Annotated in this window: 1 protein-coding gene (cut by a window edge); it reads right to left on the reverse strand. The window is 71.9% G+C overall.

The genetic code is table 11. The features are described 5' to 3' along the window. Positions 1-15788: the 3' portion of a non-ribosomal peptide synthetase gene (locus A5732_RS13245; RefSeq protein ID WP_076102420.1), read on the reverse strand. It continues 15463 nt past the right edge of the window; only the last 15788 of its 31251 coding nucleotides appear in the window; its start codon lies beyond the right edge, outside the window — the gene reads right to left on this strand; its stop codon occupies positions 1-3.

Genomic DNA, 15788 nt, shown 5'->3' on the forward strand with positions numbered 1-15788 from the left:
TCATCGCTTGGTGGGCAGCTCGTCGTCACCGGACGCGGCGTTGAACCGTTCGTGCGGCGCCAGTTCGCGACGCCGCTCCGCGCGAACCAGACGCCGGAGCTGCTCGCCGTACATCTCGACCGAGTCGGCGGTCAGCATCTCGTTGTGCGTGCAGTCCACCGCGAACGTCAGGACGTCACCCGAGGCATACGGCTCCCAGGATCGGGCCAGCAGCGAACTGCGATCGCCTTGGTCCCGCACCGCGGAGAAGACGGTGAGGTCACCGTCGAAGAGCCTCGGTTCGTGGAGCCGGTACAGCTCGATGTTGTCGTTGAGGTTCCCGACCAGCAAATCGACGAGCTGTTGGTGCCGCGAGATGTCCGCGACCCCCGATTCGCGCAGCAGTTCCGCCAACTGCTCATCGGTGGGCGGGCCGGTGTGCGCGTCGGTGCTGATGTTGTAGGCCCGCAGGACGTCGTCGAGCACCTGCTGCTCGCCCAGCGCGTGCTCCGGCAGGGCGATGCCGTCGTCGATGCTGGGTTGGGCGTCGAGCAGGATCAGGCGCCCGATCACGCGGCCGCGGCGTTGCAGCTCGATGGCGATCTCGTGGGCGACGACGCCGCCGAACGACCAGCCCAGGATGTTGTACGGCCCGCCGGGATAGACCTCTTGGATCCGGTCGGCGTACAACTCGGCAAGTTCGCGGATGGACCGCGGAGCGGCCTGGTCGGCGTGCGGGATTTGCTGAATGCCGAAGATCGCGCAGTCCACGTACTTCCCGAGAACCCGGTACGGCCAGCTCACCCCGCCCGCCGGGTGGATGCAGAACAGCGGCACACCGGACCCCTCCTTGAGGGTCTGCACGGGAACCACCTCGTCGGCGTCGGTCGCCCCGGCCTGCAGCCGCTCGCTCAATGCCTTGACGGTGGGCGCCTCGAACAGGGTGCGTACCGCCAGGTCAACGCCCAGTCCGGCGTTGATCGCGGCGACCACGCGCATCGCCGTGATGCTGTCGCCGCCCAGGTCGAAGAACGAGTCGTCGACACCCACCGGGTCGGCCCCGAGCACCTGAGCGTAGATGTCCGCCAGGGCCCGCTCGGTCGCCGTCGCCGGGGCCCGGTACCCGCTGCCGGTGTATTGCGCCGCCGGCAAGGCCCGCGTATCGAGTTTTCCGTTGGGCGTCAACGGGAGTGCGTCGAGCGCGACCACCGCCGCCGGAACCATGTAGACCGGCAGCCGCCCGGCCAGCGCGGTGCGCGCCTCGCCCGGGTCGGCGGTCCCGGTGATGTAGCCGACCAGACGCTTGACGCCGGGCTGGTCCTCGCGCGCGATCACCACAGCCTGGTCGACGTCGTCGAGCGCCGCCAGCGCGGCCTGGACCTCGCCGAGTTCGATGCGGTAGCCGCGGATCTTGACCTGCTCGTCGGCGCGGCCGAAGTACTGCAGCTGTCCGTCGGCGCCCCAGCAGACCAGGTCGCCGGTGCGGTACATGCGCGTCCCCGACGCCCCGAACGGGCAGGCCACGAACCGTGACGCCGTCAGCCCGGGCCGCCCGACGTACCCGGCGGCCACGCCGTCGCCGGCCACATACAACTCGCCGACCACACCCGCGGGCACCGGCCGCAGCCATGGGTCGAGCACGAACAGGGCCGCGCCGTCCACCGGCGACCCGATCGGCGGCGTCCCGGAACCCCGCGTCAGCGGGGCGCTGATCGCCACGCACATGGTGGTCTCGGTCGGGCCGTAGGCGTTGATCATCACGCGTCCCGGCGCCCACCGGTCCACCACCTCGGGCGGGCAGGCCTCGCCGACCACCGCCAGCGACACCGAATCCAGGCCCTCCGGCGAGAGCATCGCGACCGCCGACGGGGTCTGGGTCAGCACGGTGACCTCCGCGTCGACGAGCAGGGCGTGGAAGTCCTTCGGCGAGCGCGCCACCGACTCGGGCACCACGACCAGCCGCCCGCCGCGCAGCAGCGCGCCGAAGATCTCCCAGACCGAGACGTCGAAGGCGTACGAGTGGCTCTGCGTCCACACGCCCACCCGCGGCAGGCCCGCGTCCAGGGACTCCAGCAGCTGGGTCACGTTGCGGTGGGTGATGGCGACACCCTTGGGGACGCCGGTGGTGCCCGAGGTGTAGATGACGTAGGCGATGTCGTCGGCCGGGGGCGCCGGCAGCGGCGTGGCCGCCTGGTGCTCGATCCGCGGGTCCTCGATGTCGACGACCGTCAGGTCGGCCCCGTTCAGCCGCGACCGCAGGCCCGCCGTGGTGACGGCGGCGATCGGCGCGGAGTCGTCGAGCATGAAGCGGATCCGGGTGCCGGGCGCCGCCGGGTCGATCGGCAGGTAGGCCGCCCCGGTCTTGAGCACCGCGAGGATCGCCACGATCGCCTGCGCCGACCGCGAAAACAGCAGCGCCACAGACTCTCCCGGGCCCGCACCGTGCTCGGCGAGCAGGTGGGCCAGCCGGTTGGCGGCCTCGTCGACCTCGCGGTAGGTCATCGACGTGCCGCCCCAGTTGATCGCCACCGCGTCGGGCCGGTCGGCGACCTGGGCGTCGAACATGGCGGGAATCGACGGCCATGCGGGCAGCGGCCGGTCCAGCACCGCGCGGTTACCGATCTCGTCCAGTCGTGTGTGCTCCGGCGCGTCGAGCAGGTCGACCGCCGACAGCGGCCGGTCCGGATCGGCGGTCATCGCCAGCAGCACCCGCTCCAGCCGGTCGCCGAGCGCGGCGATGGTCGCCGTGTCGAAAACGCCGGTGTCGTATTCCACCCGCAGGCCCAGTTCCTGGCCGGACAGCGCGGCCTGCATGGTCAGCGGATAGTGGTTGCGCTCGAACATGTTGACGTCGGCGATCGCCAGTTCGTGATCGACCGCCATCGCCGAGGCGTCCAGCGGGTAGTTCTCGTAGGCGAACAGGGTGTCGAAGAGCTTCTCGTGACCGGTGATCCGGTGCATCTCGCTCAGCGACAGGTGCTGGTGGTCGAGCGTCTCGGCGTGACCGCGCTGCATCTGGCCGAGCAGCTCGGTCGTGGTGGTCGCCGGCGTCATGTTGGCGCGCACCGGCACGGTGTTGATCATCAGCCCCACCATCGACTCGGCGCCGGCGACCTCGGCCGGCCGCCCCGACACGGTGGTGCCGAAGGCGACGTCGTGCTGGCCGGTCAGCCAGGCCAGCAGTTGCGCCCACGCGGCCTGCAGCACGGTGCTGACCGTGGTGTGGCTGGAGCGGGCCAGCTCGCTGAGCGCCCGGGTGGTGTCCTCGGACAGCGCGAACGATTGCACGCCGCGGGCGCCGAATTCCAGCTGTTGCGGCGGCCCCACCAGCGTCGGGGTGTCGAAGCCGTCCAGCACCTGACCCCACGCCGCGCGCGCGGCGTCGAGGTCCCGGTCGGCCAGCCAGGTGACGAACCTGCGATACGGCGCGGGCGCGGGTAGCCGCTGTCCGGTGTAGCAGGCGAACGTCTCGTTCAGCAGGATCGGCACCGACCAGCCGTCGAGCACGATGTGGTGAATGGTGAGGACCAGGCGGTGCCGGTCGTCGCCCGTGTGCACCAGCGCCGCGCGGACGGCGGGCTGGTCGGCCAGGTCGTAGACCGCGGCCCGCTCGGAGGCGCACAGCCGCTGGATCTTCTCTTCGGGCTCGCTGCCGTTCGGCTTGAACTCGAGGTGCCGCCACACCATCGCGGGATTCGCCGGGATGATCTGGACCGGCTCGTCGAACTGGTCGCAGAATCGGGCCACCAGGTGCGGGTGCCGGCCGACCACGGTGTGCATCGCGTCGCGCAGCCGGTCGCCGTCCAGGGGGCCGGTCAGGGTGAGGTCCAGCTGCACGACGTACAGGTGGTCGTCGTTGCCTCGCGTGGTGTCGGCGTGGAAGAGCAGCCCCTCCTGCAGCGGGGTCAGCGGCAGCACGTCGGCGATCCGCAGCCGCCGCTCGAGCTCGTCGATCTGCTGCTGGTCCAGGCGGGCCGGGAGGATGTCCGACGGGGTCAGGCCGCCGCCACCGGAGCGCACGTGGGCGCAGATGCCGGCCAGGGCCTCGAACCACAGCCGGCTAAGCCGGGCGACCTGCTCGCGGTCCAGGGCCGAGGCCGCCCACGTCCAGTTGGCGTGCAGCTGGGGGCCGTCCGCGGTGTCCATGGTGCCGGCGTTGAGGTCCACGGTGTGCATCAGCGGCATCGGCACCGCGGTGCTGGTGGCGGTGGCCGACGAGCCGTCCGGGCTGATCCGCCACAGCTCGTCGGAGAGCTCGGCGGCCGCGCCGCCCAACCGGCCAAGGTAGTTGAACCCGATCGCCGGGTCGGCGCCGTCGAGGTCGACTTCGGTGTTCAGGTAGCGCAGCAACCCGTAGCTCAGCGGGTCGGGCAGCGCCCGCAGTTGTTCCTTGGCGTCCTTGATCAGCGCGCCCAGGATCGGCGCGCCGGCCGTGACCTGTGCCCAGGACAGCCCGCCGACGTTCAGCGCGACCGGGTATTTGGTGGTGAACCAGCCCACGGTCCGGGACAGGTCCACTCCGGGGGCCAGCTCTTCGTGGCGGCCGTGGCCCTCGACGTCGATGCCGATCGGCGAGCCGACATTACCCAGGAACTCGGCCCAGGCCAGCGCGAACCCGACCAGCAGGATGTCGTTGATGCCGGCGTGGAATGCGGCCGGCGCCTCGCCGAGCAGCGTGCGGGTGGTCCTCGCGTCCAGTGTCACCGACATGTTCTCGGCGGTCTCGTAGGTGTCGACCTCGGGCCGCACCGGGGGCAGCGCGGCCGGGGTCGCGGCGACCTGCCGCCAGGCGTCGGCCTGCGCGACCACGGCCGGCGACGACGCGTGCTCGGCGAGCAGCGCGGACCACCGGGCGAACGACGTTCCGCCGGCGGGCAGCGCGATCGCTTGCCCGTGGTGGTGCTGGCCCCAGGCGATGTTGAGGTCTTCCAGCAGCACTCGCCAGGACACCCCGTCGACGGCCAGGTGGTGAACGATCAGCACCAGCTGGCGGGTGGAGGCCACCCACAGCGCGCTGAGCATCACGCCGGCGGCCGGGTTCAACCGCGACCGCGCCTCGATGATCGCCGCGTCGGACAGCTCGTCGACGGCGTGCACGCGCTGGGCCGCGTCAACCGAGCCCGGCTCGGGCACCGTGAGCGACCATTCGCCCGCGTCATCGTCGACCCGCAGCCGCAGCATGGCGTGCCGGTCCAGCAGGGCCTGCAACACCGTCACCACGTCGGCCTCGGTGACAGCCGCCGGGGCCTGCAGCACCATCGTCTGGTTGAACTGATCGACGGGACCGTCGACGCTGTGCAGCCAGCGGATGATCGGTGTGGCGGCGATGTCGCCGACGCCCTCGTCGGCCACGCCGTACTCGCCGTCGGTCACGCCGGCCACCCGGGCCAGTCGGGCCACGGTCTGCTCGGTGAAGATGTCGCGCGTGCGCAGCACCAGGCCGGCGGCCCGCGCGCGGGTCACGACCTGCATCGAGGAGATGCTGTCGCCGCCGAGGTCGAAGAAGGAGTCGTCGATGCCGACCCGGTCGACGCCCAGGACCTGGGCGTAGATGCCGGCCAGGGTCTCCTCGACGGGGGTGCCGGGTGCGCGGTACCGGTCGGCGTCGTGGTATTCGGGTGCCGGCAGGGCCCGCACGTCGAGCTTGCCGTTGGGCGTCAGCGGCAGCGCGGCGAGGGTCACGATGGCGGCCGGGACCATGTAGGCCGGCAGGTGATCGGCCAGCCGGGTCCGGATCTCGACCGGGTCCGCTCCCCCGGTGATGTAGCCGACCAGGCGCTTGTCGCCGGGCCGGTCCTCGCGGGCGATGACCACGCCCTGCTCCACGCCGTTCAGCGCGGACAGCGCCGAGCGCACCTCGCCGAGTTCGATGCGGTAGCCGCGGATCTTGACCTGCTCGTCGGCGCGGCCCAGGTACTGCAGCTGGCCGTCGGCGCCCCAGCGCACCAGGTCGCCGGTCCGGTACATGCGCGAGCCGGGCGCCCCGAACGGGCAGGCCACGAAGCGCGACGCGGTCAGCTCGGCGCGTCGCCAGTAGCCGACCGCGACGCCGCCGCCGGCCACGTACAGCTCGCCGACCACGCCGTGCGGCACCGGTCGCAGGGATTCGTCCAGGACGAACGCCGCGGACCCGGGCACCGGGGAGCCGATGGGCACGACAGGCGATCCCGCCTGCAGCGGCGCGCTGACGGCGGCGTACACCGTCGCCTCGGTGGGGCCGTAGGCGTTGATCATCGCGCGGCCGGGGGCCCACCGGTCGACCAGCTCGGTCGGGCAGGCCTCACCGGCGACCACCAGTGCCGCGGACTCGAGGCCCTCGGGCGACAGCACGTCGGCGGCGGACGGGGTCTGGCTGATCACGGTGACCTCTTCGGCGACCAGCAGCGCGTGGAAGTCGTCCGGCGAGCGGACCACGGAGTCGGGGATCACCACCAGGCGCCCGCCCTGCAGCAGCGCGCCGAAGATCTCCCACACCGAGACGTCGAAGGCCAGCGAGTGCCACTGCGACCAAACACCCTCGCGCGGCAGGCCGGACTCCCCCGACGCCAGCAGCTGTGCGACGTTGCGGTGTGCGACGGCAACGCCTTTGGGGACACCGGTGGTGCCGGAGGTGTAGATCAGGTAGGCGATGTCGTCGGCGTTCGGCGTCGGCAGCGGGGTCGACGGCTGGGCGTCGACGGCGGGATCGTCGACGTCGATGACGACGACGTGATGGCCGTACAGCCGCGCCGCCAGCTCGGCGGTGCTGATGGCGACCATCGGCGCGGCGTCGGCGAGCATGAAGCCGATCCGCTCGTCCGGCAGCCCCGGGTCGATCGGCAGGTACGCGGCCCCGGCCTTGAGCACGGCCAGGATCGACACGATCGCCTCGGCCGAGCGACCGAACAGCAGCGCGACCCGCTCGCCGCGGCTGACGCCCAGCCCGGCCAGGCGGTGGGCCAGCCGGTTGGCGGCCTCGTCGAGCTCGCGATAGGTCCACGAGCGGTCGTCGCAGCGCAGCGCCACCGCGTCCGGGGTGCGCGCCACCTGCTCGGCGAACAACGCGGGCACCGACGCGTCGGTGGTGGCGGGCGCGGTCAGCACCGCGCGGTTGCCGAGGGCGTCCAGCCGGGCGTGCTCGCGCCGGTCGAGCAGGTCGACGGTCGACAGCGCGCGGGTGGGGTCGGCCGTCATCGCCTCGAGGACGCGCTGCAGGCGCGCGATCAGCGTCCGGATCGTCTCCGCGTCGAACACGTCGGTGCGGAACTCCACCCGCCCGCCGATCCCGGCGGGCTCGTTGTCCTCTTCCCAGCGCTCGGCCAGCGAGAACACCAGGTCCATGCGGGCGACCTGCGTGTCCAGCGGTATCGACGTGACCTGCACGTCGCCCAGCGCCAGCCCGGCGCCCGGTTCGCTGTCCTGCCCGGCGAAGTTCTGCCACGCCAGCATCACCTGCACCAGCGGGTGATGGGTCAGGCTCCGGGTCGGGTTGACCCTCTCCACCAGCACCTCGAACGGCACGTCCTGGTGCTCGAAGGCCTCCAGGCTGCGTGTGCGCACCCGGGTCAACAGCTCGGTGAAGCTCGGATCGCCGGCCAGGTCGACGCGAAGCACCAGGGTGTTGACGAAGAAGCCGACCAGGTCCTCGAGCGCGGGGTCGCGCCGGCCGGCGATCGGGAAGCCGACCGCCACGTCGGTGCTGGCGCTGATCTTGGACAGCAGCACCGCCAGGGCGGCCTGCACCACCATGAAGCTGGTGGAGTTGTACTCGCGGGCCAGCCCCGCGACCTGCTGCTGCAGGTCGGCCGGCCAGTCCACCTCGACGGCCGCACCGCGCTGGTCGGCGATCGGCGGGTAGGGCCGGTCGGTGGGCAGCTGCAACTGCTCCGGCATGCCGGCCAGGGCGTCCTGCCAGTAGGCCAGCTGCCCGGCGATGCGGCTGCCGCTGTCGGCGAGCTCGCCGAACTGGGCGCGCTGCCACAGCGTGTAGTCGACGTACTGCACGGCCAGCGGCTCCCAGTCGGGGGCTTGCCCGGCGCACCGGCTGGCGTACGCCACGCCCAGGTCGCGGACCAGCGGCCGCAGCGACCAGCCGTCCGCGGCGATGTGGTGCACCACGGCGACCAGCACGTACTCGTCGTCGTCGACGTGGAACAGCGAAGCGCGCAACGGGATCTGGGTGGCCAGGTCGAAGGTCTCGCGGGCGGCGGCGTCGATGGCCTCGCGCAGCCGGCTCGCAGACCAGCCGCGGGCGTTGACGGTCCGCCAGCTCAGATCGGCTTGCTCGACCGGGATCACCACCTGCTGCGGCGTGTCGTCGGTCGCGGCGAACACAGTGCGCAGGCTCTCGTGGCGAGCCACCACGTCGCCCAACGCCGCGCCCAGCGCCCGGACGTCGAGGCGTCCGTGCATCCGCAGCGCCGCCGCCATGTTGTAGACCGGCGACGGACCCTGCAGCTGGTCCAGGAACCAGAGCCGGCTCTGCGCGAAGGACAGCGGGATGACCGCCGGCCGCTCGCCGGCCACCAGCGGGTCCAGCCGGCCGGTGTCCTCGCCGATGCGCGGCGCCAGCTGGGCGACGGTGGGCGACTCGAAGATGACGCGGACCGGGACGCCGACGTCCATGGCGCTGTTGACGGCCGCGATCACCCGCATCGCGGAGATGCTGTCGCCGCCGAGGTCGAAGAAGGAGTCGTCGACGCCGACGCGCTCGACCCCGAGCACGTGGGCGTAGATGCCGGCCAGGATCTCCTCGGTGGGGGTGGTCGGCGAGCGATACCCGGCCGCGGAATATTCGGGTGCGGGTAATGCGCGGACGTCGAGCTTGCCGTTGAGGGTCATCGGCAGCGCGTCGAGCACCACCACCGCCACCGGGACCATGTAGCCGGGCAGCCGCTCGGCCAGCTGCGCGCGGGCCTCGGCGGGATCGGCGGTGCCGGTGATGTAGCCGACCAGGCGCTTGTCGCCGGGCCGGTCCTCGCGGGCGACGACGACCGCCTGCTCGACGTCGTCCAGCGCGGCCAGGGCCGAGCGCACTTCGCCGACCTCGATGCGGTAACCGCGGATCTTGACCTGCTCGTCGGCGCGGCCGAGGTACTGCAGCTGGCCGTCTCGACCCCAGCTCACCAGGTCGCCGGTGCGATACATGCGCGATCCGGGTTCGCCGAAGGGGCAGGGCACGAATCGGGTGGCGGTCAGCCCGGGCCGGCGCACGTACCCGTAGCCGACGCCGCGACCGGCGACGTACAGCTCGCCGACCACTCCGGCCCCCACCGGGCGCAGCCACCCGTCCAGGACGAACAGGGCGGCGCCGGGCACCGGCGAGCCGATCGGCGGCGCGCCCGAGCCGGCGTCCAGCGGTGTGCTCGCCGTCGAGAAGATGGTGGCCTCGGTCGGGCCGTAGACGTTGACCATCGTCCGTCCCGGGGCCCAGCGGTCCGCCAGCTCGGGCGGGCAGGGCTCGGCACCGATCACCAGTGCCGCGGACTCCAGGCCCTGCGGCGACAGCATCCGCACCGCCGACGGGGTCTGGCTCAGCACGGTGACCTTCTCGGCGACCAGCAGCGCGTGGAATTCCATGGGTGAGCGGGCCACCGAATCGGGCACCACGACCAGCCGGCCGCCGTGCAGCAGCGCGCCCCAGATCTCCCACACCGAGAAGTCGAAGGCATACGAGTGGAACTGGGTCCACACCTGGTCGGCCGACAGCTGGACGCACACGGCCGGCGCGTCGAACAGCCGGGTCACGTTGCGGTGGCTGACCGCAACGCCCTTGGGCAGACCGGTGGTGCCCGACGTGTAGATGATGTGCGCGACATGCTCGGGGGCCGGCGCCGGCAGGGCCGTGCGGGGCTGGCGTGCCACGGCGCGGTCGTTGATGTCGATGACGATCAGGTCGTGGGCGCTCAGCTTGTCCGCCAGCGCGGTGACGGTGACCGCGGCCATCGGCGCGGTGTCGGTGAGCATGAACTCGATGCGCGCCGCCGGCAGCGCCGGGTCGATCGGCAGGTAGGCCGCACCGGTTTTCAGCACCGCCAGGATGGCCACGATCGCCTCGGCCGACCGCGGGAACAACAGCGCCACCGACTCGCCCGGACCCGCACCACGCTCAATCAGCAAGTGCGCCAACCGGTTCGACTTCTCATCGAGCTCCCGGTACGACATGGACCGGCCCTCGAAGGTCACCGCCGCGGCGCGCGGGCTGCGCGCCGCCTGCGCGGCGAACAACGCCGGGATCGACTCCGACGTTCCGGGCTGGGCCAGCACGGCCCGCTCGCCCCAGCCGTCCAGCCGGTCGTGTTCGGCGTCGTCGAGCACGTCGATCGAGGACAGCCGCCGCGCCGGGTCGGTGGTCATGACGACCAGCAGCCGCCGCAGCCGCTCGATCAGCGTTGCGATTCGCGCCGCGTCGAAGACGTCGGTGTCGTATTCGACCTGCAGGCGCAGTTCCTTGCCGGGTTGGGCCTGCACGGTCAGCGGGTAGTGGGTGGATTCCCGGCTGGTGATGTCGGTGACGGCCAGCTCCTGGTCGGCCGACAGCGCGCTGGCGTCGATCGGATAGTTCTCGTACGCGAACAGGGTGTCGAACAGCTGGTCCTGGCCGGTGATGCGGTGAATCTCGTTGAGCGCCAGGTGCTGATGATCCAGCGTGTGGTTGTAGGCGCCCTGCAGTTGGTCGAGCAGGTCGGCGGTGGTGGTGGTCGCGGTGATGTTCGCCCGCACCGGCACCGTGTTGATCAGCAGGCCCACCATGGTGTCCGCGCCGGCGACCTCGGCCGGACGGCCCGACACGGTGGTGCCGAACACGACGTCGCCTTGGCCGGTCAGGCCGCACAGCAGTTGCGCGAAGGCGGCCTGCAGCACGGTGTTGACGGTGGTGTGGCGGGAGCGCGCCAGGTCGGTGACGGCCTGGCTGAGGTCGGCCGGCAGCGCGAACGACTCGACGCTCTGCGGCCCGAGCTCGGTGCGGTCCTGGGGGCCGACCAGGGCCGGGGCGTCGAAGCCGGCGAACACCTCGGCCCAGGCCGTGCGGGCGGCGTCGACGTCCCGCTCGGCCAGCCAGTCGACGAAGCCGCGGTAGGGCGCGGCCGCCGGCAGGCGCTGGCCGTAGTAACCGGCGAAGATCTCCCCCAGCAGGATCGGCATCGACCAGCCGTCCAGCACGATGTGGTGGTTGGTCAGCACCAGCCGGTGGCGGTCGGGTGCGGTGCGGACCAGCGCCACCCGGAAGGCCGGCTGCTCGGCGAGGTCGGCGCAGACCGCGGCGCGCTCGGCGGCGCACAGCCGCTGAACCCGCGCGTCGGCGTCGGCGTCGCCGTCCAGCTCGAGGTACTGCCAGGACGCCGCCGCGTCGGCCGGGATGATCTGGACGGGCTCGTCGTACCGGTCGCAGAACCGCGCCACCAGGTTGGGATGACGACCGATCATCGCCTGCACCGCGTCGCGCAGCCGGTCGGGGTCGAGCGGGCCGGCGATGCTGATGTCCAGCTGTCCCGCATAGAGGTCGTCGGTCGCCCGCGCGGTGTTGGCGTGGAAGAGCAGGCCCTGCTGGACCGGCGTCAGCGCCAGCACGTCGGCGATGTGATGTTGGCGCGCAAGCTGATCGATCTGCTGTTGGCTCAGGCGGGCGGGCGCGATGTCCGACGGCGTCAGGCCGCCGCCGCCGGAGCGCACGTGCGCGCAGATGCCGGCCAGGGCCTCGAACCACAGCCGGCCCAGCCGGGTCACCTGCTCGTCGTTCAGCGCCGACGGCGCCCAGGTCCAGTTGGCGTGCAGCTGCGGGCCGTCCGCGGCGTCGACCGTGACCGCGTTCAGCTCGACGGTGTGCATCAACGGCATGGGGATCGCGGTCGCCGCACGGGTGACCGACCAGCCGCCCGGCTCGGGACGCCACATGTCGTCGGTGAGCTCGGCCGCACCGCCCTGGCGTCCCAAATAGTTGAAGCCGATCGGCGGCTCCGGGGCGTCCAGGTCGACGTCGGTGTTCAGGTAGCGCAGCAACCCGTAGCTCAGCGGATCCGGCAGGGCCCGCAGCTGTTCCTTGGCGTCTTTGAGCACCGCGCCCAGCGCAGCGCCGCCCGAAGCGACCTGGGCCCACGAAACACCTTGCACCGCAAGGGAAACCGGGTACTTGGTGGTGAACCAGCCCACGGTGTGGGACAGGTCGACGTCGCGGGCCAGTTCCTCGTGGCGCCCGTGGCCTTCGACGTCGATGCCGATCGGCGCGCCGGAACCGCCGGCGAATTCCGCGCACGCCAGCCCGAATGCGATCAGCAGGATGTCTTGCACGCCGGCGTGGAACGCCGCCGGGACGTCACCGAGCAGCGCGCCGGTGGTCTCGGCGTCCAGCTCCATCGAGAGGTGTCCGGCCGTGGCGAAGGTGTCCACGTCGGGGCGCACCGCGGGCAACGCCGCGGGCGTTGCAGCCACCCGCTTCCAGGTGTCGGCGTGATCCACCACGTCCGGGTGGTGCGCGTGTTCGGCCAGCTGCGACGACCACCGGGCGAACGAGGTGCCCGCCATGGGCAGCGTCACAGGCTGCCCGCTGTGATGCTGAGCCCACGCGATGTTCAAGTCCTGCAACAGGATTCGCCAGGACACGCCGTCGCCGGCCAGGTGGTGCACGATCACCACCAGTTGGCGGGTGGTGATCGCCCACACCGCGCTGAGCAGCACGCCGGCGGCCGGGTTCAACCGCGACCGCGCCTCGATGACCGCCTCGTCGGACAGTTCGTCCACCGCGTGCAGGCAGGCGCGGGCATCCACCGAGCCGGGCTCGGGCACCGTCAGCGACCAGCCGGTGGCGGCGTCCTTGTCGACGTGCAGCCGCAGCATGGCGTGGCGATCCAGCAGGGCCTGCAGCACCGTGACGACGTCGGCCTCGGTGACCGCGGCCGGGGCCTGCACCAGCATGGCCTGGTTGAACTGATCGACCTGTCCGCCGGCGCTTTCCACGTCCTGCAGCCACCGGATGATCGGGGTGGCCTCCACCGGCCCGAGGCCCTCGTCGGCCACGGCGGATTCGGCGTCGACCACTTCGGCCACCCGGGCCAGCCGGGCCACGGTCTGCTCGACGAAGATGTCGCGCGTCTTGCACACCAGGCCGGCGGCCCGCGCCCGCGTCACCACCTGCATCGACGAGATGCTGTCGCCACCAAGGTCGAAGAAGGAATCGTCGACGCCGACGCGCTCGAGGCCGAGCACCTGGGCGAAGATTCCGGCCAGAATTTCTTCAATCGCGTTGTCGGGGGCGCGGTATCGGTCCGCGTCCTGATAGTCCGGTGCGGGCAGGGCGCGGGTGTCGAGCTTGCCGTTGGGGGTGAGCGGCAGGGCCTGCATCACCACCACGGCGGTCGGGATCATGTAACCCGGCAGCCGCTCGGCCAGCGCGGCACGCACCGCGGCCGGGTCGGCGGTGCCGGTGACATATCCGACCAGGCGCTTATCACCGGGGCGGTCCTCGCGGGCGATCACGACCGCCTGCTCGACGCCGTCCACCCAGGCCAGCGCCGCGCGCACCTCGCCGAGTTCGATGCGGTAGCCGCGGATCTTGACCTGCTCGTCAGCGCGGCCCAGGTAGTCCAGCTGCCCGTCCGCGCGCCAGCGCACCAGGTCACCGGTGCGGTACATGCGCGCGCCGGCCTCGCCGAACGGGCAAGCGACGAAGCGCGATGCGGTCAGGCCGGACCGCTGCCAGTAGCCGCAGGCCACTCCGGCGCCGGCCACGTACAGCTCGCCGACCACGCCCGGGGGCACTGGCCGCAGCCATTCGTCGAGAACGAACGAGGCGGCGCCCGGCACCGGGGAGCCGATCGGCACCACGCCCGGTACTCCCGCCTCCAGCGGCGCGCTGATGGCGGCGTAGACCGTGGCCTCGGTGGGGCCGTAGGCGTTGATCATCGCCCGGCCCGGCGCCCACCGGTCCACCAGTTCGGACGGGCAGGCCTCACCGGCCACCACCAGCGTGACCGACTCGAGCCCGGTGGGCGAGAGCGCTCCGGCCGCGGACGGGGTCTGGCTGAGCACGCTGACCTGTTCGGCGACCAGCAGTGCGTGCAGGTCTTCCGGTGAGCGCGCGACCGATTCGGGCACCACGACCAGCCGGCCGCCGTGCAGCAGGGCGCCGAAGATCTCCCACACCGAGACGTCGAAGGCCAGCGAATGCCATTGCGACCACACGCCGCTGCGCGGCAGTCCGGAGTCGCCGGACGTCAGCAGCTGGGTGACGTTGCGATGCGTGACGGCAACGCCTTTGGGGACACCGGTGGTGCCCGAGGTGTAGATCAGGTAGGCAAGGTTCTCCGGACCCGGCGCCGGCAGCGCCGTGGCGGGTTGGCTGTCGATGGCGGGGTCGTTGACGTCGATGACCTTGAGCTCGTGGCCGTCGAACCGGTCGGTCAACTCCGCGGTGGTGATCGCGGCGATCGGCGCGGCGTCGCCGAGCACGAAGCCGATCCGCGACTCGGGCAGCGCCGGGTCGATCGGCAGGTAGGCCGCCCCGGACTTGAGCACCGCCAGGATGGCCACGATCGCCTCGGCCGAACGCGAAAACAGCAGCGCCACAGTCTGTCCCGGGGCGGCGCCATGCGCCTTCAGGATGTGCGCCAGCCGGTTCGACGCCTCGTCCAGCTCGCGGTAGGTCAGCGAACGGTCGTCGCAGACCAGCGCGACGGCGTCCGGGGTGCGGGCCGCCTGGGCGGCGAACAGCGCGGGGACGGAATCGGTGTGGCTCGCCGATCCGGTCAGCGCGGCGCGGTTGCCGATCTCGTCGAGCCTTGCGTGTTCGGCGTCGTCGAGCAGGTCGACCGACGAGACCGCCTGTGCGGGATCGGTGGTCATCGCGAGCAGCACGCGCTGCAACCGGTCGATCAGCGCCTGGATGCTGGCCGCGTCGAAGACGTCGGTGCGGAATTCGACCGTGCCGCCGATGCCGTCGGGCTCACCGCCGTCGGTCCAGCGCTCGCCCAGCGAGAAGGTCAGGTCCATGCGGGCGGTCTGGGTGTCCACCGGCATCGGCGTGACGTCGACGTCACCGAGGGACAGCCCGGCCGCGGGGCCGCTGTCGTGCCCGGCGAAGTTCTGCCAGGCCAGCATCACCTGCACCAGCGGGTGATGCGTCAGGCTCCGGGTCGGGTTGAGCCGCTCCACCAGCACCTCGAACGGCACGTCCTGGTGTTCGTAGGCGGACAGGCTGCGCTGGCGCACCTGCGACAACACCTCGGCGAAGGTGGGGTCACCGGCGACGTCGACGCGAAGCACCAGGGTGTTGACGAAGAAGCCCACCAGCTCGTCGAGCGCGGGGTCGCGCCGGCCGGCGATCGGGAAGCCCACGGCCACATCGGGATTGGCGCCGATCTTGGACAGCAGCACCGTCAGCGCGGTCTGGACGACCATGAAACTGGTGGAGTTGTGCTGGCGCGCCACCTCACCCACGCGCCGCTGCAGCTCGGTCGGCCAGTCGATCTCGACGGTGGCGCCGCGCTGGTCGGCCACCAGCGGGTAGGGCCGGTCGGTGGGCAGCTGCACCCGCTCGGGCATCCCGGTCAGGGCGTCTTCCCAGTAGGACAGCTGGGCGGCGATGCGGCTGTTGCCGTCGTCCAGATCGCCGAATTGCGCGCGCTGCCACAGCGTGTAGTCGACGTACTGCACCGGCAGCGGCGTCCAGTCGGGGCCGCGCCCGGCGGCCCGGCTGGCATACGCCACCCCCAGGTCGCGGACCAGCGGGGTGATGGACATGCCGTCGGCGGCGATGTGGTGCACCACGGCCACCAGCACGTGCTGGTCATCGCGGAGCCGGAAAAGCTCGGCCCGCAAGGGGATTTGGGCCGACA

It is taken from the genome of Mycobacterium colombiense, assembly GCF_001953985.1.
Classification (GTDB): Bacteria; Actinomycetota; Actinomycetes; order Mycobacteriales; family Mycobacteriaceae; genus Mycobacterium; species Mycobacterium colombiense_B.